The following is a 19,951-nucleotide window of genomic DNA, read 5'->3' as shown; positions in this document are numbered from 1 at the left end:
GGTTGTCACAGTTTTGGCGGTTTTCCTCACCTTATGCCTGACGCTTCTGGCGCTCGGATTGCCGGTCGGCGACTCGCTGGCGATCTTGTTTAAGGGCGGGTTGGCGAATAAGTTTGGGCTCTCGCGAACCCTCGTCAACGCGACTCCGCTGCTGCTAGCCGGGCTCGGCGTGATCGTCGCGTGGCGCGCCGGAATGTATAGCATTGGCGGCGAAGGCCAGTTCATTTGTGGCGGAATCGCGGGCGCGCTCCTGTTTGCCGTGATGCCCGGAGCGCCACCGCTTTTGTTGCTGGCCGCAAGTGTAGTCGGCGGAGCGGCGCTGGCCGTCCTCGTGGCTTGGCTCCAGATTCGGCGCGGCGTTCAGCTCGTCATCAGCACGATTCTGCTCAACTTTGTGGCGCTCCAGTTGCTCGAATGGGTGAGCGCGGGGCCGCTTCGCGACCCCGGTGGCGGCGTGCCGATGACAAAGCGCTTGCCCGACACGCAGATGCTGTTGCGGTGGGATCGCCAGATTGACCTCCACTTCGGAGTGCCGCTGGCCGTCACCATCGCGATTCTGGTGTTTCTGTTTCTCTACCGCACCACCTACGGGTTTTCGCTCCGCTTTGTCGGCCAAAACCCCGTCGCGGCGGAGGTGAATCGGCTGCCAGTCTCGCGGATTCAACTCGGTGCCATGGCGCTCAGCGGGGCACTTTGCGGGCTCGCGGGTGGAGTGGAATACGCCGGGATGGCGGGGCAACTCGGCGCGAGTTTCAGCCAAAACTGGGGGTTCCTTGCGATCCCGGTCGCCATTTTGGGCGGCTTGCATCCGCTGGGAGTGGTCGTCAGCGCCCTCGCCTTTGGCATGCTCATCGCCGGGACCGACCAACTCGCGCGCACCGGAGGCGCGCAAAGTAGCATTGTCGCCATCATTCAGGGCGTTAGTATGCTGCTGGTGATTGCGTTCGCCGAGCTCAACCGACGCCGCCAAATGCGGGAGGGCGCGGCGTGATTGCGCTGATTCTGCTGTTCTCCACGCCCATCGCGCTGGCCGCCATCGGCGAGGTGATTCACCAACGCGCGGGCCTGCTCAATATCGGCCTGGAAGGCACCATGCTGGGCGGGGCGCTAGCCGGTGCCTTGGTATCACTCACCATCGGAGATCCGTGGCTCGGGCTCCTCGCCGGTATCGTCGCCGGCGTTGCCATCGGCCTCTTGCAAGCCTTGTTTACGGTCTGGCTCGCGCTGGATCAAGTGGTCATCGGCACGGCGATCAACCTCACGATGCTCGGCGTGACAAGCACGGTGTTCCGCGCCCAATTCGGACGGAGCGGCGAGCTGCTGAGCCTGCCCGAACTGCCCAAGATCGGCGGTATCGACCCCGTGGTCATCCTCATGCTCGTCCTTGTCGTGGGCGCGGGGTGGCTGTTGAGGTTCAGCCGCTGGGGATTGCTGGCCCGGGCGAGCGGCGAAAACCCGGAGGCCCTACGCGCCTCGGGAACCAGCGTCAATCGCGTGCGGCTGCAGGCCGTGGTGTTAGCGAGCGCCCTCGCCGGGCTCGGCGGCGCGCACCTGAGCATTGGGGTGGCCCAAAGTTTCGCCGAGAACATGGTCGCCGGGCGCGGATTTATGGCCCTTGCCATGGTCACGTTTGGGCGTTGGTCGCCGACCTACGCGGTGCTCGCGGCCATGCTCATCGGCCTTGTCGAGACCCTGCAATACCGCGCGCAGGCCATGGGCTGGGGTTTGCCGCCCCAGCTTTTCGTCTCGTTGCCGTATGTCAGCGCGCTGGCTGTGCTCATCATTCTGGGTCGCGGAACCCGGCAACCCGCATCACTTGGCGTTCCGTATCGTAGAATGAAGTGATGCCGGTGGTGGAGTTAACGCGACAAGTGACTTTTGCCAGCGGGCACCGCTATTGGCGGAGTGACCTCACGCCCGCCGAGAACGAAGCGCTGTTCGGGCCGATTGCCTCGCCTTACAATCACGGCCACAACTACACGCTTGAGGCCACGTTCGCCGGCGAGATCAGCCCCGCCGACGGCATGGTCATCAACATCAAAACGCTCGACGACATGATCCGGCGTCAGGTGACCGACGAATTCAACGGCAAGTCCATCAACGACGAGGTGGCGCACTTCGCCAGCGCGTCGCCGAGTCTGGAGAATCTGCTCCACTACATCAGCCGCAAACTCGACCCACCCGCCGAGGCGCGCCTTACTTCCCTGCTTCTGCGTGAAATGCCCGACCTCTGGGGCGCTTGGCGCGCCGACCAACCCACCATGATCTCCCTCACTCGATCCTACGAATTTGCCGCCAGCCATCGCCTGCACATCGCCGCCCTCAGCGACGCCGAGAATCAGGAGCTCTTCGGCAAGTGCAACAACCGCAACGGGCACGGCCACAACTACATTTTGGAAGTCACGGTGACCGGCGAACCGGATGCGACAACCGGCTGGATTTGCGACCTGCTCGCGCTGGATGAAGTGGTGAACGCCCGGGTGGTGGACCGCTACGATCACAAATCCTTGAACGAAGATATCCCCGAGTTCGCGGGTCTCAACCCCACCAGCGAGGTGGTGGCGCAGGTGATCTTCGATCGCTTACGCGGTCAGACGCCGGCAAAGCTCGCCGAAGTGCGGCTGTGGGAAACCGCGCGGAGCGCATTTACCGTACGAGACTCGTAAAATCGCCCGAACATTTTCGCCCCTGACGGTGTATAACATAAGTGACGCCAGCGAAATGCGGCGGACGTCTAATCAGGCCGCAAGGCTTGAGCGGGGGACCCACCAACTGGGGTGAATGAGCGCATGCTCTAGGGTAACTTTCGGCCCGAACCCGGCAGCTAACCTCGTCGACGAGCGGGAGTACCCCGTCGGGGCCTTCGGGCTTTGACGTGGTTACAAAACCTCTCCTTCCGCATAAGCGGCTGTTGCCAGTAGGGTCGGTCTGACAGATGCACGCACATCCCAGAGCTCCTGACCTCAACTGGGCACCTCCTATGCAGAAGGCCCCTCCTATGGAGGGGCCGGTTTGCTTTATGGAGATGGGCCCTTCGCGATCCTTATAATTCTCTTGGGGCAGAAGCCGACAGTCTGTGACTTTTGTTAAAGAACTCCGAAAGAAGGCGAGCCTTGGTCTCTTGGACAGAATCACGCCTGGTGATTGAAAACACAAGTTTTCCATGAATAAGCCGAACACTCGTCGTGCGATTGTCCACGGCTCGCACAAAGCCTACGTTTTTCGAGAGATAGATCACGACTGGTGTCTCGGTCTTGACCAACATCACAACAGTATCAGGTCGGTCGCAGCTACCATATTCATCGACCTTCCCATAGAAGCTCAGACACTCTCGCATCTTGTGATCCAGGACCTTTGAATAGTCAGCCAACTTCCCGGCCATTTCAAGTACGAACCAAAACTTTGTGCACCGAAGACGATCGTCTAGACCGTCTTGAGGCCCTTCGCGTAAAAACCAACTCTTCCGAGGCTTAAAGTTGCGACCGTCAAAAGTGCCAAGGTAAGCGTTGCCACCACGGTCATCTCTTACAATCGCCCACCGACCGTGTTGCGCGGAGACAAAAGGTATTTCCCAAGTATCTTCTCCGTAGGTTCGTAGCAAGTTAGGACGCCTAATGTCTTCTTGCCCTAAGACAAAAACGGCTAACAATTCATTGATCACTGAAAATCACCCCGTGTTCTCGGGGTTTACCACAAAACTACTTCAGCTCAAACAAGCTCTCGCTCAGCCCGTCGTTCACCTTAAGATCGGTGTAAGTGGCGGTGCCGGCGACCTTATTGTCCGCGTTGCGAACGGTCAGCGTTGTCGGGAAATAGACGCCCGAACCGGAATCCTTGGCGGCGCCGCCATAGGTGAAAATCGCCATCAAATCGCCCTTCCGGTTGTACCATTCGCGCTTCGTCAGCAGCTTTGTGGTGGGTTCAATGAACACGCGCTGGCGCGTGTTGTCCTTAAATCGGGGTTCGTAGGTGAGATCGAATACCACGTCGCCGGTGGCGCGGTCGTTCCGCACGAACGAGGCTCGGTAGAAATCATCGAAGATACTAGCCGTGATCAGCCCAAAATCGAGCGGAGTCTGGATCTTGCCGGGGCTGTTGGCCACGTTGTCGCGGAAACTGATCTTGGAGCGCGGCACCTTCACCAGCTTGTTCTTGCCGTTGATGATATACATGATGCTGCTACCATCGAGTTTCCCTTCGACGCGCAACTTAAACGGCTCCTTCATCTTCACGTCGGTCGTCTTAAACCGGTACGAGTCGGCGAAATCCTTGTTGATCTTGCGGAGTTCGGCAAAGTTGGCCTGCCCTACTTTCATGGTAAAAGCGGCGTCGCGGAACTTCGGGATGTAGTCGTCAATGGTGGGAGCCACGAGCGGCGTGGCGAGGGCTACAAGGGCAATTGTTGAAATCATGCTGGCGGTGTCCTGAATTGTGGCAGAGCCTTAGGATATAACGATTCTACGCAAGAGAGAACACGGCGCATTCCATGAAGATTCTTGATGAACTCATCCACGAACGGCCCGGCCTGAATGTTCAGGCCGGGCTCACCATGGATGTGCTTCGACGGCGCTTTGTGGAGTTATTCAGCGCCTGCTGGGCGCCTATTGCCATGTTCGGCATGTCGCTGGGCGCATATTCGTTTCTTTGCCTTCCCTTCCTCGCAAGCAGCAGTTCGAATGATGCCACCGTCCAGGTTCGCGAGGCGCTCTGGTACGTCGGAGGTGGAGGTTTACTCTTGATCCCGCTCCTCGCCGTGAGCCTTAGCTACACCGGCGGGCTCATCGCCCGGGTGCTCACGACCGAGGCGCTCGAACAACCGGAGACGTTGGCTGCTTCATCGCGAATTGTCAGCGATCGGCTGTGGCACCTGATCATCATCTGCGCCCGCGTTCTATTTGCCCCCGTGCTGTACCTGCTCACGGCCGTCGCGCTGATGCTCGGGCCGGGCACAGTCGCGGGAGAAAACGATGGCCTCGCCGCGCTCACCATGGTTGGGCTGTTGATGCTCATCGCCGGCATTGGCGTGGTGCCGCTCTCGATGGTCGGCGGGTCGCTGGGCGTCACCATCCGCGTGATGGAAGACGTGAGCCCCAGCGAAGCGATTCGACGCAGCAAAAGGTTGAACAAGGTCAACCGCCTCATGGCAAACTCGGCGATGTCGGCGACATTGTTGCTTATCCTGATTACGGCGGTTGCCGGCGGACTGGTCATCGGTTTGCTGGAGCAGTTTTTGGAGGTGCAAGCGAGCACCCCCATGTGGATGGTGTTGGGTGTGCGCACGCTCGAGATTCTGCCCTTCATTCTCGGCATCGGCTTGATGCTCCTATACGGTTTCGCGGCAACGGCGATCTCCTACATCGACAGCCGCATTTCGTTGGAAGCTCTGGATGTTGATATCTTGGCTCGGAGGGCCGCGCAATATGGCAAGCGTTCGCGTTTTCGGGCTTAGTCTGCTCTTTGTCGCAGCCTTCGCGGGTGCGCAAAGCAGTGGCGTTTCGCTGGAGAAAATGCGCGAGGACGTCGTGATGGGCAAGGACGCGAAGGACTACCGCGCCGTAGCCGAAAAGGAGTTGTCGTCCGGCTACAACCGAGACGCCCGGCCTGGCAAATACGACAACGACTGGGCAGAGAATGCGTTTCGGCGTCTGAGCCGCCGGGATGCGCCCGTTTCGCGGGAGCGCCCGCCATCGCCCGATGTGGAGTTGCCTTCCAGTTCAACCCTCACGTTCATCATGTGGGTTGTCCTGGCCGCCGCGGTCGTCATTGCTCTCTACTTTTTGCTGCGCAACGTGGACCTGGCGAAGCGCGGCAAGAAGGCGGGCGCAGACGCCGACAAGTTGATGAGCGAAGTCGAGGCGAAGTACTCGGTGGATCAGTGGCTCGCGCTCGCAGCGAAAATGGAATCCGAGGGTCGCTTGCGTGAGGCCGTCCGCGCGCTGTACTTGGCGGCGCTGGTCACCATGGATCGGCGCAAACTACTGCGAATGCGACCGTGGGAAACCAACTGGGAGCACTACTATCGGTTCGCAGAGAGCCGCGCCATGGTTGACCTGCCTTTGCGAACGATCACGCAGAATTTTGATGACCTTTGGTACGGGTCACGGGTGGCGGGGCTTTCTGATGTCGCTGAGTTTCGCGCCTTTGTGGGCCAAGTCGAGGCGGTGCCCTTCGCATGAGGTCCATGCCGAAGTGGATTTGGCTCCCGTTCATCGCGCTCATCGCGCTGTGGGTATGGACCGTCTATTCCGAGCCGCGCGAAGAGTCGTATCCCAGCGTCAACTCCCGCCAGATTGATGGCCTCGCCGCCTTTGGGCGGTTGCTTGAGGCCGAAGGCTACTCGGTGCGGGTGAATCACTCGCCAGACGACCGTTCGCCCGACCGCAAGGAGCTGCTCATCAGTACGACGTACTCGGGCGATATTACTGATCTGCACCGAGTGCTCTCGTTAGAAGGTCTTACTCGGCTTAACTTGAAAGAACTTGAGGTTGCGCAGGACTACTTGGTGCTGGCGGGCGGCAAGCCGGCGTTCACAGTACGCGGTAACTCGACTTCGGAATTTGACCCTGACGGCGAGGCGTTACTGCGGCGCGGGCTCGACCCTTGGGCTTCGGTGGAAATCGAAGGCGAAGCCGTCGCCATTACGCTCGACGACGCCACGATCGCGACCAACGCCCTGATTGACAAGGCCGATAACGCGCGAGTGCTGATGAGGCTCGTCAAGGTGCTAATGCCCAAGCCCGGGCCGGTGGTGTTTGATGAGAGCGGCTTGGTGCACTCCGGGCAAGATTTGCTGAGCAAGATTCATCCGTCGGCATCGAGTATCTGGAATCAGGCGTTGCTCCTTTTCGGGGTGATTATCTTCACCTTTGGGCGGCGGTTCGGCTCGCCCATCCGCGAGGTGACGACCCAAAAGTCGACCAAGAGTCTGCTCATGGCGTTTGGTCACTTGTTGCGACGCGCGAGTGCCGACCGAACGGCGAACGAGATCATTTACGCAAATCTGGATGCGAAGATCAGAGCCCGGCTGAACCTCGCCAAGGACTCGCCGGAAGAGATTCGCAACTCGTTTTTGACCGACGAGCAGCTGCGGGCACTGGAGATTCTCAAGGCGGCTGGCAATGTGCCCGTCTCGCTCGAAAATCTGACGCGAGCCTTGGCGATCCCTTCGGAATTGGCGCGGCGTTAGTCTGCGCCGCCGGCCTTCACGCGCTCCCACTTGCTCAGGTGCGGCTCCAGGTTTTGGCCCGGCTCCTTCTCCAGCAGCATCTCCTTGGTGAAGATGAATTGCGGTCTGTCGTAATTGGCGAGTTCAAAATCCTTGCGCAAAACGATCGCGCCGGTGGGGCATGCGTCTTGGCAATAGCCGCAGAAAATGCAGCGCAACATGTTGATTTCGTAGCGGACGGCGTAGCGCTCGCCCGGCGAATATCGCTCTTGGTCAGTGTTCTCCGCCGCCTCGACATAGATGCACCGAGCGGGACATGCGCCCGCACACAGCGAGCAACCGATGCAGCGCTCCAGGCCTGAGTCGTAGCGGGTGAGGAAGTGTCGCCAGCGGGTTCGCGGGAATTGCTCGCGCAGTTCTTCCGGATACTGGATGGTGACCTTTTTGTGGCCGAGGCGCTTGAGCGTGATGCCGAAACCGGTAAGCACCGGCTTGACCACAGACTTGAACAATCCGGGGGCTTGCGGCATTACTTCGGCACCTCTTCCAGGCGTCGCGGGTTGACTTCGACGAGGCGCAGTTCGCTGAGCTTCTTGCGCGGGGTCTTGGTCATGATTTTCTTTTGAAGCTTGAGGATCCCGTAAATGAGCGCGTCGGGGGAGGGCGGACAGCCCGGCACGTAGACGTCAACCGGCACCACTTGGTCGGCACCCTGGACAATGGCGTAGTTGTTATAAACGCCGCCGCTGCTGGCGCAAGCGCCCATGCTGATCACCCACTTGGGTTCGGGCATTTGGTCGTAAATTTGCCGCAAAACCGGCGCCATCTTTTTGCTCAGGCGTCCGGCGATGATCATCACGTCGGCTTGGCGCGGGGTGGCGCGGAAGGCTTCTGAGCCGAATCGGGCGAGGTCGAATCGCGAGGCCACCGTGCTCATCATTTCGATGGCGCAGCAGGCAAGGCCAAAGGTCAGCGGCCAAAGGGCGTTCCCACGCGCCTGGTTCAGCAGGTAATCCAGGTTCGTCAGGACAACGCTTCCCGCCTTTTCCACGTCCCCGATCACGGGCGTGGAACTATCGTGCAGAACGATCGTTTCGATTCTCTTCGGCATGCAATCTCAGTATACGCGCTACGCTCAGCGAAGTGCGCACGCTCTAGGTTTCGGTTCGGCGGGCCGATAATTGAAGCATGGCGATTCTAAACCCCGCTGGTGGGTTGGTTTATCACCTACGCGCGCTCAAGTCGGCCGACCAGTGGCGCTCTTACCGCGCGCACGTCCACCGCTTTTTGCTGAGTTGGAATCCACCCAACTCGCAGATTTTGCTCGTCGGACCCAGTGCGGGCTATTCGCTGTCACGCGGCTGGCTGCAAAGCTTTACGCAGGTCATTGGGCTAGAGGTCGATCCGTCGGCCCGGCTGATGTTTGATCGCCGCCACAAGCTCCGCACCAAGTGGATCAAAACCGCTCGGTTTGAGCCCGATCTCGACTCGTTCCGTACAGTGCTTGAGGAATATCCCGATGCCGCCGTGCTGTTCTGCAACTTCCTGGGCCAGTTGCCCGCTCTCTATCCCGCGACCGACTTAGATGCGTTGCATAGAGAACTGCGTCAGTTGCTGTCCAACCGCAACTGGGCAAGCTATCACGACCGCGTTTCGGGGCAGTTTCAAGTTGGCGAGCGCGAACAGTTTTACTTCGCCTCCCCCACGTGCGAGACGTTGGCCGACGACTGGAAACTCTCCGGCGAACTGATGGATCATGAGACTTCGGTGCTCAGCGAGGGTCTTCCCTGCCGCGTGTTCCCGTGGCGGCTCACGGAGTCCTCCACGCACCTGATCGAAGCGATTCAGCAAGCCGCGTAAAATTACCGACTCCGTTTTGAGCAAACATTTGATATAACTAGGGCATGCGACTTGCACTTTTAGCCGCTGCCATTGGTTGTGTTTCGGCGGCGCACGCCTCGTTTGACATGCTCCTCATCGCGGATGCGACCGCGGGCGTGGTGTATCGCTACGACGGCGACACGGGCACCTACCTTGGCAGCTTTGGCGGCGGCGACCTTGTCGGCTGCACCTCCATTGCGATCAAGCAGAATCTCGGACTCGCCTTTGTTGGTTTGGGAAGCGCGGGTGGTTATTCGGTGTACGACTACAACACTGGGAACCTCATCACTTCGAATAGCTTTGCGTTTGTTCGTGGGATCGCCACCACAAACACGGGTGTGCTCGCCGCAACTGGTTCCACCCAAATAAGCCTTACAAATGGGTTTGGCACCGGGCTACCCTTCACAAATTACAATGGCACGGCCGGCGATGTCTTCAACGAAGTCGCGGTTGACAGTGGCCAGCAAGTTGTGAGCTACTCCACCAGCATGGGTCGCATTTCTCGCTGGAGCCCCACCGGCTACGCCTCGCCGGTGCAAACCGTGATTGATAACGCCTACATTGGGATGGCGGGCTGCAGCATACAGGGCACAAAGATGCTCTCCGTGAGCAGCACGGGAGTCGCGAATATCAAAAACATCACCGCGCTCGGTTCGGCGCCAACCGCCGGTTTTGGCCCAGGAACAGCTTGGACCTCCGCGATTGACATCGAGTTCGGTCACACCAATGTAGCCTACGGACTGGGCAAGGTCGGCACTCAACTGCGCCTGCAAAAGTATCGCCAGTTTGGCGTTTCCGATTACTGGGATTCGTTTGGCGCCAGCCGCCAGCTGACGTTGCCCACCAACGCCGTGGGAATGGCGATTGTGGTTGCGCCCGAACCGGGCGGACTGGCTTTGCTCGGCCTCGGCTTGGTGGTGATCATTCGTCGCCGACGATAAGGTGCGGCACGAATCGGGCGAGATCGGTGGTGATCGGCGTATCGCTCTCGCGAACCCCGATTCCCCGCGCCTCGCCGTCAATCACCCAACTGCCGATGACCGCGTGGTTTCCCCCAAACTCGGGTAGCCGCGCGTAAGACTGCCACACCGACTTGCCTTCGTCGTACTCGCCGGGCTGATAATGCTGGGCGTCGGACGTGGTGATGGCGATGTTTTGCCCCTCGCGAGAGAACACCGGCTTCTTGACAAACTCGGTGAGATCGCGCGGGCCGTCGTCATAGGCGGGCAACAGGTTCGGGTGACCCGGCGCGAGTTCCCACAGAATCGGGAGAATCGCCTTGTTGCTGAGGAGCAGCTTCCACGCGGGCTCCATCCAATGGGGCCGCGGATATGACTCGAGGACAAACTCCATAAAGGGGTCGTCCAGCATCTGCTCCCACGGGTAGAGCTTGAACAGGGTCTCGATCTCTTCCCCGCTGGCATCGACAAAGCGGCGCGTGCCCTCGTTCCAGCCGATTTCGTCCATGTGCAAGGCGCGCGTTTGCAGCTCAGCGGCCTCCGCTGAATCGCGCAGCAAGGTGATCGTCATGAGGTCTTCCCATGCGCGCTCGTGAGCAAAGTGAACGCAGCCATCCGGGAAAAAGCCCTCGTCTTTCAGCGCAGCCCACTTCTCCACTAGCCCCTCCCAAACACTGTTAAACTGATCGGCCTCGGGATGCAGATCCGCGAGCCAGCGCCACTGGATCACCGCCGCTTCGAGCAGGCTCGTCGGAGTGTCGGCATTGTATTCCAGCAGTTTTGGCGGACCTTCGCCGGAGTACGCGAGGTCGAACCGGCCATAAATCGCGGGCGGATCATCGTCCCACGACCGGCGCATGAGGTCGTGGAACTTGGCCGGAATGTGTAGCCGTTCCAGCCAATCGCGGGCGAAAATCTCGTCGATCGCGGATAGGCACAGCGCGTGCAGATCGTTGGTGGCTTGTTCGAGTTCGGCGATTTCGCGCGCCGAAAACTCGTAGCGAGCCGACTCAAACCAGTAGGGCTTGCCCTCGTGAGTGTGGTAGGTGAGGCCCTGCGCCTCGACGATTTCAACCCAGTTGTCGCGAGGCGGGCACGCCACGCGGCGCACTAGCTACTCCAGCTCGATCCGCTGCCAAACCCCGACGACCGAATCACTGTGCCGTTGCGGGTTTGGATGCCGCCTGTGGCGGGCATGGATGTGGAACCACCATAGATGCGTCCGTTGATGGTGCGACCGCCGTAGATGAACCGCGGATACAATCCGCCGCCAAACGAGCTGCGGTTCGTGCATTCCAGGTCGGGTCGGCGATTGCCGTATTGATCCACGCAATCGCGGGGTGTCATGCTGCCACAACCGGCGGCGGATACCGCGGCGACCATGCCGACAAGTTTAAGTGTAGGAGGCAAATTGCCTTTCATCGAAGTTCAAAAATGATACTCGGTTTTGGCATGTTCGGTTGCAAATAGGGTGACCGACACGTGTGTGTCCGTCACCCTATTACTTGCTCCATTACTTGCTCCGAGGTTCGTTAGAACTTACAGATTTTGAGCGCAGCGGCGTGAATCTTCTCCACGCTCGGCAGCACGAAGAGTTCCAGCGGCTTGACCCAAGGCACGGGCGTATCGAGGCGCGTCACGCGCAGAGCGGGAGCATCAAGATGCTCGAAGCAAAGCTCGTTAATGCGAGCCACGACTTCCCCAGCGAATCCGCACGTTTTCGGAGCTTCGTTCACCACCAGCACGCGGTTGGTCTTCTTCACCGATTCGACGATGGTTTCTTCGTCGAGCGGCACCAACGTGCGCAGGTCAATCACTTCGGCTTCGTAGCCGTCGGCGGCGAGTTTCTCCGCAACTTCAAGGCAATGGTACACGTTTTGGCCGTAGGTCACCAGCGTGATATCTTTGCCTTCGCGGCGAATGGCGGCCTTGCCCAGCGGAACGATGAAGTCCTCAGTCGGCAACACTTCCTCAATGGATTTGCTGCGGTACAGCTCCTTGATTTCGTAGATGAGCACCGGGTTCGGATCGCGCAACGCGGCCTTGGTGAGGCCCTTGGCGTCGTACGGCGTGCTCGGCACAACGATCTTGATGCCCGGGCTGTTGGCGAACCAAGCCTCGTTCATTTGGCTGTGATAGAGCGCGCCACCGCCGTAGCCGCCGGCCGGGCCGCGCATCGTAATGTTGAGCGCCACCTCACCTGCGGTGCGGTAGTGGTAGGTCGCCATCATGTTGACGATCTGGTCGAATCCGGTCGAAATGAAGTCGATGAACTGGAACTCCGCGCAGACCGATTTGTCGTTCAGCGCCATACCCACGGCGACACCAGCAATTGCGCCCTCCGAAATCGGCATGTCGATGACGCGCTCCTTGCCGAAGGTTTCTTGCAAACCGGTGGTGACGCCAAACGCGCCACCAAGAATGCCGATGTCCTCACCCATGACGATGAGGTCGCGGTTGGCGGCCATTTCTTCGGCGATCGCCTCTTGAATGGCAGTCAGGTAGTTGGTCATTACTTTGTTTTCAACGGCGGCCATGATTAGTTGCCCTCCCGGAAGACCCACATGCCGCCTTCTTCGGCGGCGGGGACGCCATCCTTCACGGCGAAGTCAACGCCGCGCTTAAGGAACGCCACCACATCAGGCGGGAAATCTTCATCGGAGCATTGCGCCGCACCCTTGTTTTCGGCGGCGTACTTGGCCGCGTCCTCGGCGCTCAGGTAACCCTTTTGCACGAGGTATTCCTTGGCGGCGGCGATGGGGTCGCGGCTGTAACGCTTGATCGCGTCAACGATGGCAGGGTCGCTGTCGTAGTCGGGGCGATACTTCGCGGCGCGGTCGTCATCGTGATCGCCGTGACCATACGCGCGGTACGTCTTGCACTCCACGATGCTGGGACCCTTGCCCGAGCGGGCATGAGCGACGGCCTCACTGACCTTGTCGTACACGTCAAACACGTCTTGCCCATCGGCGATGTACCCGGGAATCCCGTAGCCATCGGCGCGGCGCGCGAAGTCAGGGAGCGAATACTCCATGTTGTTTGGTGTGCCGTATGCCCAGTGGTTATTCTCGATGATCGTGACCACCGGCAGTTTGTGAACCGCGGCGAAGTTAACCGCCTCGTGGAAGATTCCTTGAGCCGTCGAGCCTTCGCCATTGTAGGTAAGAACCACGGCGTCGCCGCCGTTCATGCGGTCGGCGTAAACCACGCCGGCGGCGGCGGGAATGGTGCCCGCCAGCATCGAAGTCGAGTGAATAATGCGCGCCGACTTTTTGCCGATGTGGCTCCAGTTGTCGCGGGCGCGTCCGGGCGAACCGACCTTGCCCCACACTTGGCAGCAAACTTCCTCAATCGTCATGGCGAGGCGGCCTTCGCGATCCCAGCCGCCGCGCATGTCCTTCATAAAGAACGCCGGCATGTCGCGGTGAATCGGGCTGATCCAGTCGGTGGCTTTGAGCGCATAGAGCGAGCCGGCGAGGATGCCTTCTTGGTTGTGCGACGAATACAGCGTGCCGCGCAGTCGGCCGCGCTTCTTTTCCTTGATCAGGCGCACGTCGAAGTAGCGCGCGAGGAAAAGATGACGTAAAAGTTCGAGGTGCTCTTCCTTGGTGAGCAGATCACGGGGACGTTGGACAGACTCCCCGACTGATTCCTTAGTTGTGGTTGCCAAAATTTGAACTCCGGGTGAAGTAAAAGTGTACCTTCTAGGTTCATTATCGGACAAGGGGATTGCGTTCGGCAGGTCAACTTTGTGGGCCATAATGGCATCATGCGACGAAGCATTCTGGCTCTCTCGATGTTGCTGGTCGGCAGCGCGGCCTTTGGCCAAGCCAAAACCATGGCCAAGGACGAGAAACTCCTGGCCCAGGCCAAGGCCCTCTACACCCGCAGCAAGGCCGCTTTTGTGAAAAATCCGAAGGACAGCAAGATCAAAAAGGGCTACATCGACGCCACCGTGAGTTTCGGCACCATCAGCATGAACTCGCCGGTGTTGACGCCGAAGCAGAAGTATCCGCAGGCCCTGAAGCTTTACCGCGAGGCGCTGAAGATTGACCCGAAGAACGAGATTGCGCTCAACAACAAGAAGATGATCGAGTCGATTTACAAGAGCATGAATCGCCCGATTCCGCAATAACGAACGGCGCATGACTCAGCCGGTTGACCGCGAGCATTCGATCATGCGGTTCGTGATCCGATTTGGGATCGCGATTACCTTGATTGCGCTCTTGCCCGCGATGATCGGGTTCACCTCGGGCCGCCCCTACCTGGGGGTGCAGACCAACACCGACGACCATATGGTGTACGCCGCGTGGATGCGTCAGGCCGCGGAAGGGCGGTTTCTATTCGAAAATCGATTCACCACCGACCCCCAGTCGGGGCAGTTTTTCCACGTTTACTTTTTGATTCTGGGCTGGGTGAGTGCGCTGGTCGGCCCGATGGTCGCCACAACTCTGGCGCGGGGCTTCTTCTGCCTGCTGTTCTTTTGGCTGCTTGGCAAGTTGTTTACTCGCAGCGAAGTCAGCATCTACGCCAGCAAACTCGCCATCGCGTTGATCGGCGTGGGCGGCGGACTCGGCTTCCTGGTGTGGCACAACTTTGGCCAGGCGATTGTCAAACCAGTGCCGAGCGCCCTGGCGAGGCCCATGCTCAGCCGATTGCCGACCGACGTGTGGCAAACCGAAGGCTTTGTGTTCCCCTCCATGCTCAGTAACGGCCTTTTTATGGCCAGCTTGTGCCTGATTCTGGGGTTCTTTTGGAGCGTGGTGGAAGCTCGCACCAACAAGCGCGCGGTGTGGCCCGGGCTCGTTTGCATCGGTCTGCTGATGAATATTCACAGCTACGACGTGCTGCTGGTCGGGCTCGTCATGCTCGGATTCTTGGTGACGACCGTTCGCTCGGGCACGTTTTCGAGCGGCTGGTTGGGGCGGGTGGCGACCATGACGCTTGGCGTGGTGCCGGCCGCGCTATGGTTTGTGCACGTGTTGCGCGCCGATGCCGTGTTCCAGGCGCGGGCAGCGACGCCGACTTATTCACCCAACTTTCGGCAGTATTTCTTCGGCTACCTTCCGGGGGTTGGCGTTGGCCTTGCTGGGGCCTGGCGCTCGGCCCGCGTGGGCGTGCTGCTCGTTGCCGGGTTGATGCTCGCGGGCTTCGGCTTTGCCGCCTCGCACGTGTTTGACGGCTACTGGATGGGGCCGCTCGCCTTTGCGTTGGTCGCCGCGTTGGGCCTTGTTGTGTGTTGGTTCTTGGCGGGCGAATGCCAACTGACCAATCTCCTTTCGGCCTGGATGGTCATGGGGTTTATCGCGCCCTATTGGCCGGCCCTCTTCCAGCGCAAACTCACCATGGGTTTGGCCGTGCCAGTGGCCGCGCTCGCGGCTATCGGCATCGCCCGATTGATCGAAAACCGCAATCGCTCTTCGCGCAATATGGCCACGATTTTAGGTTGCCTGGTCATGAGCGGGTCGTCGCTTCTGTGGCTGGCCCGCGAGTTCCAATTGCAGGGCCAGAACGTGAGCAACACCACGGTGCAACCGGTGTTTTTGGGCACGGATGAGGCGGCCATCGTGCGCATTTTGAGCAACGCCTCGGGCAAGAAGGTGGTGTTGAGTTTGCCTGGCGTTCCGGCTCAGGGCGAGGTGCCTGATCAATTCCTCTCGCCGGTCGTCCCCGACCTCAACCCGATCTTGGTCGGCCTGGCCGGCTGCACCTCGCCGATTGGTCACTGGAGCGAAACGCCGAACTATCTGGAGCGGCGTGGCAAGGTCACCAAAGACGTGTTCCTCAACGCCGATCCGGCTGCCCGCGCGTCGAACCTGGCCACGCTCGGCGTGGACTACTTGGTCTGGCCGGATTCAAAGACGTTCGGCACCCCCGAGCAAGCGGGAACGGTGCTCTATGACGGGGAGAAGTTCGACCTCATCGACGTGCGGAACCTGCCAAAATAGACGCATGGCGAACCATGAGTATCCAGTAACAGTTCAGTGGCAGGGCGGGCGAGAGGGCGCGGGCAGCGTCACCGCCGACCGCAGTGGCACCCAAAACACGCTCAGCGTGCCGCCCGAATTCCAAGGGCCGGGCGCAGGCACAAACCCCGAAGAATTGCTGGCGAGCGCCATCGCCGGATGCTACAGCATCACGTTTGGCATCGTCGCGGGGAACCGTAAACTTCCCTTCCTGGGCATCGAAACCAAGGCCACCGGGCACGTGGAGCAAGCCGGCGCGATGTTCAACTACAAGGCCGTGGTCATTCGACCCACAATTCGCTTGGCCGCCGATGCCACCGACGAACAAGTGGCGATGGCTGAAGACATGGCGCACAAGGCCGACGCCTACTGCATCATCACTAACGCCGTTCGCGGCAAGGTGGAAATCACGGTCGAACCAACGGTTGTCCGCGGATGAGTCAGCGCCGACCGCTGATTGCCGGCAACTGGAAAATGAACCTCAACGCCGCGCAGGCGCGCGCCCTGGTGGGCGAGATTGGGGCGGCTTCCTCCGTGCACTGCGACGTGTTGGTTTGCCCCAGCTACACCCTCATCGGCTCCGTCGTGGGCCAAGGCGTGGCGGTGGGCGCACAGGACATTTTCTGGATGCCGAGCGGCGCGTTTACCAGCCGAGTTTCCGCCAGTATGCTGGTAGATGCGGGTTGCGAATATGTGATTATTGGCCACTCGGAAACGCGGGGCCGCTTCGGAAAACTTGAAGTTGCAAGCCGCACGGTTGGCTATTTCGCCGAGACCGACGAGACGTGTAATCTGAAAATGCGGGCCGCGATTGCGGCGGGTATCAAGCCGATTCTCTGCGTGGGCGAGACCCTTGAAGAACGCGAGCAAGGCCGCACCGACGCGGTGATCGCCGAGCAGCTGCGCGTCGGACTCGACGGCGTGGATATGGCGACCGTGATCATTGCTTACGAGCCGGTTTGGGCGATTGGCACTGGCCAAACGTGCGACACGCCGGAAGCCGAGCGCGTGTGCGCGATGGTGCGCGCCGAACTCGGATCCGCGGGCGAGCATGTGCGCGTACTCTACGGCGGCTCGATGAAGGCTTCGAATGCGCCTGAGCTGCTCTGCCAGCCCAACATTGATGGCGGGCTTGTCGGCGGTGCTTCCCTGGTGGCCGACGAGTTCCTCGCGATTGTGGCGGCGGCGGTCTGATGACCGGCAAGACCGTCACCCAAACCCGTTCGACCCTCACGCAGGTGGTCGAGCCGGGTCATGCCAACTTTTTGGGCAAGATGTTTGGCGGCGCGCTGCTGAGCTTTATTGACCTTGCCGCCTACACGACGGCTTCGAAGTTTGCCGGCAACATCTGCGTTACGGCCAGCTTTGACCGCGTAGACTTTCACGAACCGATCGAAGTTGGCGAGGTCATCACGCTCGATGGCTGGGTCAGCTACGCCGGTCGGACATCCGTGGAAGTGACGATTGACGTGACCTCGGAGAACATCCTCACCGGCGTTCGCCGGGAGACAAATCAAGCCCGCGTGACGATGGTCGCCATCAAAGACGGACGGCCGACGCCCGTGCCGGAGCTTGTCTGCGAGACGCACGACGAGCGGTTGCAATACCTGCGCGGCAAGCTCCGCAAGGAGCGCCGGTTTGCCTCGCGCGCCGAGTTCGACGCGATCTGCAAGCGACTCGAAGGGCTAAGTCAGCCACAGATTGAGGAATTGATGGTGGCCAAGGACCTCATGCACCACCCCATCGTCGAAGACGCTACTTAATCGCGCTCTCGAGGACGCCGCTTTCGCGTAAATCCGTGGCGAAAACGAAAGCGATGAGGATGAGAAACCACACGGCAAGAAAGGTGAACAGCCCGGTGAGCATGGGTCGGCCCCACCGCCGGGCGAACTGGTTCTGACGGATGAACGCGGCCTTCATTTTGCGCTGGCGATCGGGCGACCCCCAACTGTAGCTGGCGCGCTGCAAACGCTTCATCAGAGGGCGTCGCATGAACCAAAGCATGCCCCACCACACGCGATTGACCAGCCACTTCATGCTGGGAATTCTTGGCTGATCAGCGGCACCGCGTGACCCCGGGCATCCAAAAGATAGATCGCCATATCGCGGTTTGGTTGGTCAGGTCGAGGCACGCGAAACACGAATGTGTCTAACCCCTGGCTGACAAAGCTGGCCGAATAGGGTGCCTCGGCGCGGTGGGTAGGAGAATGAGAGTCCAAGTATCGAATCAGCTCCTGCCCGTTCACCACCGCGACGCCGCCAGGGCTCGCGCTGAACACCAAAGTATAGGTTTGCCCCGCCTGCAACGCACATTGCGCGGCAAAGAACATGCGCCCAGGCCCGTTCAAGAATAGCGGGTCAATCTTGAACACATTCGCCGGGAAGGCGCGCCTCGTCCACTTCACACCGAGCCCGCTTCGACCCGAAAACGTCTCCGATGTGTTCAACTTTTCCTCGCAACTATGCCGCAACGGGAAGGTTGCGCCGTGCTCCTCGGCCAGCGGCCCGCAGGTGTAGAGTTCGGTGGCCGGTGGCACGGGTACCGAAATCGGCTCGTGACCTTCGAGGTTCAAAGTTAGGCTCGTAGAGCCCGCGCCGAGCAACAGCGCTTGCCGAAGCGTTTGACCTTCGGCGACAAGGGTGTCGAGGTTGCGGGTGTGTACAGGTCCATCGCCGGAAACCTGGCTCAAGACGCGTTGGGGGCCAACAAACTCAAGCCCCATCTCCAAGGAGTTCTTCTCCGGCGACCAATCGGAAAGGTACAGAGCTCGCACGCCGGGAGCCACCTCTTGCGAAGGGGATTGGTGAGCTAAGGCGACCCAAAGTTGCGCAATCGTGGGCAGGTCTAGGGGGTCGGCGCCTTCGGGCTCAACATCGGGCGCAACCGGGAACGGCGCGGGGGCGGGGACCTGGGCGAGTAGGGTTTCGACGAAATCTTGAATTCTGGCCGGGGCTTCGACCCCGCTTAGCAAACCGGTGCTCACGAAGTCGGTGCCCAGGGGCCGGGTCCATTCGCCGAGGTCGTCGGTGGACTGCATAGCAGCCACCGCTCCGACGGCCATCACCGTTGCGGGGCGTAAACCCAACCCGGCGGCCGCCAAAACCGGGCCTGAGAACGACTCGCCGCGGCGGAGGCTCGCGACCAATCCGAGAAACTCAAACCGCGCGCCCGCGCCAAGTTGTCGCAACCGGTCGAAGACCATCTGCTCGTCGCTCCAGCCCATCGCCACCACCTGCTCGACCGCGCGTTGGGTCTCGCCGCTCAGCAACGGCAACGCGGTAGCGAGCGCCTCGCCAAAGCCTTGGCCACTCCGAATCCCTGCCACCAAGATCGCGAGCGCCAACGCACAACCCAGCCCCTCGCCGGACTGGGAAAAGGCCACATCCTCGCGGGCGAGTTCCGCGTCGCGCGGATTGCCCATGGTGAGCCCCCAATACAGCGCGCGGTCGAAGGCGGAGCCATCCTCGGCCAAAGGATTGCCAAACCGCCCGCATGACGGTGGGACAAATCCGCGATCCGCCGCCACCATGGCAAAAGCCAGCGCGCCTCGCCGATCCGGGAGCGCTCGACGCCGCATCTCGGTGAGGGTGCCGCGATCGCCCCAGAGCCGAAACGCGCTTGCCGCGAGCCACCAATCGAAGGCGGGGTTCGGCTGCATGCGCGTGGGCACCGGCTCGTAGAACGGCAGACGCCGATAGCTGCGAGCCGGGCCAAGCGGCGCGGCGAGGTGAAAACCGATGAGTGCGCCCCACCAAGCGCGTGCGGGTTTGGAGGTCATGTTGCCTTATTCAGGACGCCCAAAATAGGCGAGTGGATGCCAAACTAGGTCCTGTGCCTGGTCTCGATCGCCAAATTTTCTACTGGATCAACGGTTGGCCCGAGTTCTTTGCGCCGCTTTTTGCCTTTCTTTCCGACGCCACCAAGATTTGGCCGGGCCGGATTCTGCTCGCGCTCGTGCTCGCCTACTGCCTGTGGCAGC

At 60.5% G+C, this 19,951-nt stretch carries 22 protein-coding genes; 13 read left to right on the top strand and 9 right to left on the bottom strand.

Annotated features, from left to right (window positions below; genetic code table 11):
• Positions 1 to 13: 13 nt before the first annotated feature.
• The 3 genes from JNJ45_04235 to JNJ45_04225 are packed head-to-tail and all read left to right on the top strand — an operon-like array spanning position 14 to position 2,666.
• Positions 14 to 991 carry an ABC transporter permease gene (locus JNJ45_04235; protein ID MBL8047871.1) on the top strand — a complete coding sequence of 326 codons (978 nt, stop codon included), beginning with the start codon at positions 14 to 16 and terminating at the stop codon, positions 989 to 991.
• Positions 988 to 1,845, top strand: a complete 858-nt coding sequence (locus JNJ45_04230; GenBank protein MBL8047870.1) for an ABC transporter permease — start codon at positions 988 to 990, stop codon at positions 1,843 to 1,845. Before JNJ45_04235 ends, JNJ45_04230 begins: the two co-directional genes overlap by 4 nt.
• On the top strand, positions 1,845 to 2,666 hold the full coding sequence (locus JNJ45_04225) for a 6-carboxytetrahydropterin synthase (protein MBL8047869.1): 822 nt from the start codon (positions 1,845 to 1,847) through the stop codon (positions 2,664 to 2,666). Before JNJ45_04230 ends, JNJ45_04225 begins: the two co-directional genes overlap by 1 nt.
• Before the next feature lie 1,032 nt (positions 2,667 to 3,698).
• Here JNJ45_04225 and JNJ45_04220 read toward each other — a convergent pair.
• Positions 3,699 to 4,412, bottom strand: a complete 714-nt coding sequence (locus tag JNJ45_04220; GenBank protein ID MBL8047868.1) for an outer membrane lipoprotein-sorting protein — start codon at positions 4,410 to 4,412, stop codon at positions 3,699 to 3,701.
• 74 nt (positions 4,413 to 4,486) lie between these two features.
• On the opposite strand from JNJ45_04220, the gene JNJ45_04215 reads away from it, so the two are divergent.
• From JNJ45_04215 to JNJ45_04205, 3 genes are read left to right on the top strand one after another with little or no spacing between them, the layout of a single operon-like run.
• Positions 4,487 to 5,449, top strand: coding sequence for a hypothetical protein (locus JNJ45_04215; protein MBL8047867.1), 963 nt, complete (start codon positions 4,487 to 4,489; stop codon positions 5,447 to 5,449).
• Positions 5,421 to 6,176 (top strand): DUF4129 domain-containing protein, encoded by a 756-nt coding sequence (locus JNJ45_04210; protein MBL8047866.1) that lies wholly within the window; start codon positions 5,421 to 5,423, stop codon positions 6,174 to 6,176. The genes JNJ45_04215 and JNJ45_04210 overlap by 29 nt, the downstream gene beginning before the upstream one ends.
• Before the next feature lie 5 nt (positions 6,177 to 6,181).
• Entirely contained in the window at positions 6,182 to 7,186 is a 1,005-nt protein-coding gene (locus JNJ45_04205; GenBank protein MBL8047865.1) for a hypothetical protein, read from the top strand.
• On the opposite strand, the gene nuoI is transcribed toward JNJ45_04205, so the two are convergent.
• Together nuoI and JNJ45_04195 are read right to left on the bottom strand one after the other, a co-directional pair.
• Entirely contained in the window at positions 7,183 to 7,695 is a 513-nt protein-coding gene (gene nuoI / locus JNJ45_04200) for an NADH-quinone oxidoreductase subunit NuoI (GenBank protein MBL8047864.1), read from the bottom strand. The genes JNJ45_04205 and nuoI overlap by 4 nt on opposite strands.
• A complete protein-coding gene (locus tag JNJ45_04195; GenBank protein ID MBL8047863.1) occupies positions 7,695 to 8,276 on the bottom strand; it encodes an NADH-quinone oxidoreductase subunit B in 582 nt (193 codons plus the stop codon). Before JNJ45_04195 ends, nuoI begins: the two co-directional genes overlap by 1 nt.
• A gap of 77 nt (positions 8,277 to 8,353) precedes the next feature.
• On the opposite strand from JNJ45_04195, the gene JNJ45_04190 reads away from it, so the two are divergent.
• The gene (locus tag JNJ45_04190) at positions 8,354 to 9,025 is read left to right on the top strand and encodes a hypothetical protein (GenBank protein ID MBL8047862.1); all 672 of its coding nucleotides are present in this window, start codon (positions 8,354 to 8,356) and stop codon (positions 9,023 to 9,025) included.
• Between the two features lie 44 nt (positions 9,026 to 9,069).
• Positions 9,070 to 9,987, top strand: coding sequence for a PEP-CTERM sorting domain-containing protein (locus JNJ45_04185; GenBank protein ID MBL8047861.1), 918 nt, complete (start codon positions 9,070 to 9,072; stop codon positions 9,985 to 9,987).
• Here JNJ45_04185 and JNJ45_04180 read toward each other — a convergent pair.
• From JNJ45_04180 to JNJ45_04165, 4 genes are all read right to left on the bottom strand, one after another.
• Positions 9,968 to 11,116 carry a glutathionylspermidine synthase family protein gene (locus tag JNJ45_04180; protein ID MBL8047860.1) on the bottom strand — a complete coding sequence of 383 codons (1,149 nt, stop codon included), beginning with the start codon at positions 11,114 to 11,116 and terminating at the stop codon, positions 9,968 to 9,970. The genes JNJ45_04185 and JNJ45_04180 overlap by 20 nt on opposite strands.
• Positions 11,116 to 11,388 (bottom strand): hypothetical protein, encoded by a 273-nt coding sequence (locus JNJ45_04175; protein MBL8047859.1) that lies wholly within the window; start codon positions 11,386 to 11,388, stop codon positions 11,116 to 11,118. Before JNJ45_04175 ends, JNJ45_04180 begins: the two co-directional genes overlap by 1 nt.
• A 149-nt stretch (positions 11,389 to 11,537) precedes the next feature.
• Positions 11,538 to 12,518: an alpha-ketoacid dehydrogenase subunit beta gene (locus JNJ45_04170; GenBank protein MBL8047858.1), complete on the bottom strand. Its 981-nt coding sequence runs from the start codon at positions 12,516 to 12,518 to the stop codon at positions 11,538 to 11,540.
• A gap of 26 nt (positions 12,519 to 12,544) precedes the next feature.
• Positions 12,545 to 13,675, bottom strand: coding sequence for a thiamine pyrophosphate-dependent dehydrogenase E1 component subunit alpha (locus JNJ45_04165; GenBank protein MBL8047857.1), 1,131 nt, complete (start codon positions 13,673 to 13,675; stop codon positions 12,545 to 12,547).
• Between the two features lie 99 nt (positions 13,676 to 13,774).
• On the opposite strand from JNJ45_04165, the gene JNJ45_04160 reads away from it, so the two are divergent.
• From JNJ45_04160 to JNJ45_04140, 5 genes are read left to right on the top strand one after another with little or no spacing between them, the layout of a single operon-like run.
• Entirely contained in the window at positions 13,775 to 14,140 is a 366-nt protein-coding gene (locus tag JNJ45_04160) for a tetratricopeptide repeat protein (protein MBL8047856.1), read from the top strand.
• Positions 14,141 to 14,150: 10 nt separating this feature from the next.
• Entirely contained in the window at positions 14,151 to 15,953 is a 1,803-nt protein-coding gene (locus tag JNJ45_04155) for a hypothetical protein (GenBank protein MBL8047855.1), read from the top strand.
• Positions 15,954 to 15,957: 4 nt separating this feature from the next.
• Positions 15,958 to 16,410, top strand: a complete 453-nt coding sequence (locus JNJ45_04150; GenBank protein ID MBL8047854.1) for an OsmC family protein — start codon at positions 15,958 to 15,960, stop codon at positions 16,408 to 16,410.
• Entirely contained in the window at positions 16,407 to 17,165 is a 759-nt protein-coding gene (locus JNJ45_04145) for a triose-phosphate isomerase (GenBank protein ID MBL8047853.1), read from the top strand. Before JNJ45_04150 ends, JNJ45_04145 begins: the two co-directional genes overlap by 4 nt.
• The gene (locus JNJ45_04140; protein MBL8047852.1) at positions 17,165 to 17,734 is read left to right on the top strand and encodes an acyl-CoA thioesterase; all 570 of its coding nucleotides are present in this window, start codon (positions 17,165 to 17,167) and stop codon (positions 17,732 to 17,734) included. The genes JNJ45_04145 and JNJ45_04140 overlap by 1 nt, the downstream gene beginning before the upstream one ends.
• Here JNJ45_04140 and JNJ45_04135 read toward each other — a convergent pair.
• Positions 17,727 to 18,008 carry a hypothetical protein gene (locus tag JNJ45_04135; protein MBL8047851.1) on the bottom strand — a complete coding sequence of 94 codons (282 nt, stop codon included), beginning with the start codon at positions 18,006 to 18,008 and terminating at the stop codon, positions 17,727 to 17,729. The genes JNJ45_04140 and JNJ45_04135 overlap by 8 nt on opposite strands.
• A complete protein-coding gene (locus JNJ45_04130; protein MBL8047850.1) occupies positions 18,005 to 19,750 on the bottom strand; it encodes a hypothetical protein in 1,746 nt (581 codons plus the stop codon). Before JNJ45_04130 ends, JNJ45_04135 begins: the two co-directional genes overlap by 4 nt.
• Between the last annotated feature and the right edge of the window lie 201 nt (positions 19,751 to 19,951).

The organism is Chthonomonas sp. (assembly GCA_016788425.1).
In the GTDB taxonomy this organism is placed as follows: domain Bacteria; phylum Armatimonadota; class Fimbriimonadia; order Fimbriimonadales; family Fimbriimonadaceae; genus JAEURQ01.
The sequence above is the reverse complement of the archived record's forward strand: the minus strand, read 5'-3'. Positions and strand labels throughout refer to the sequence as shown.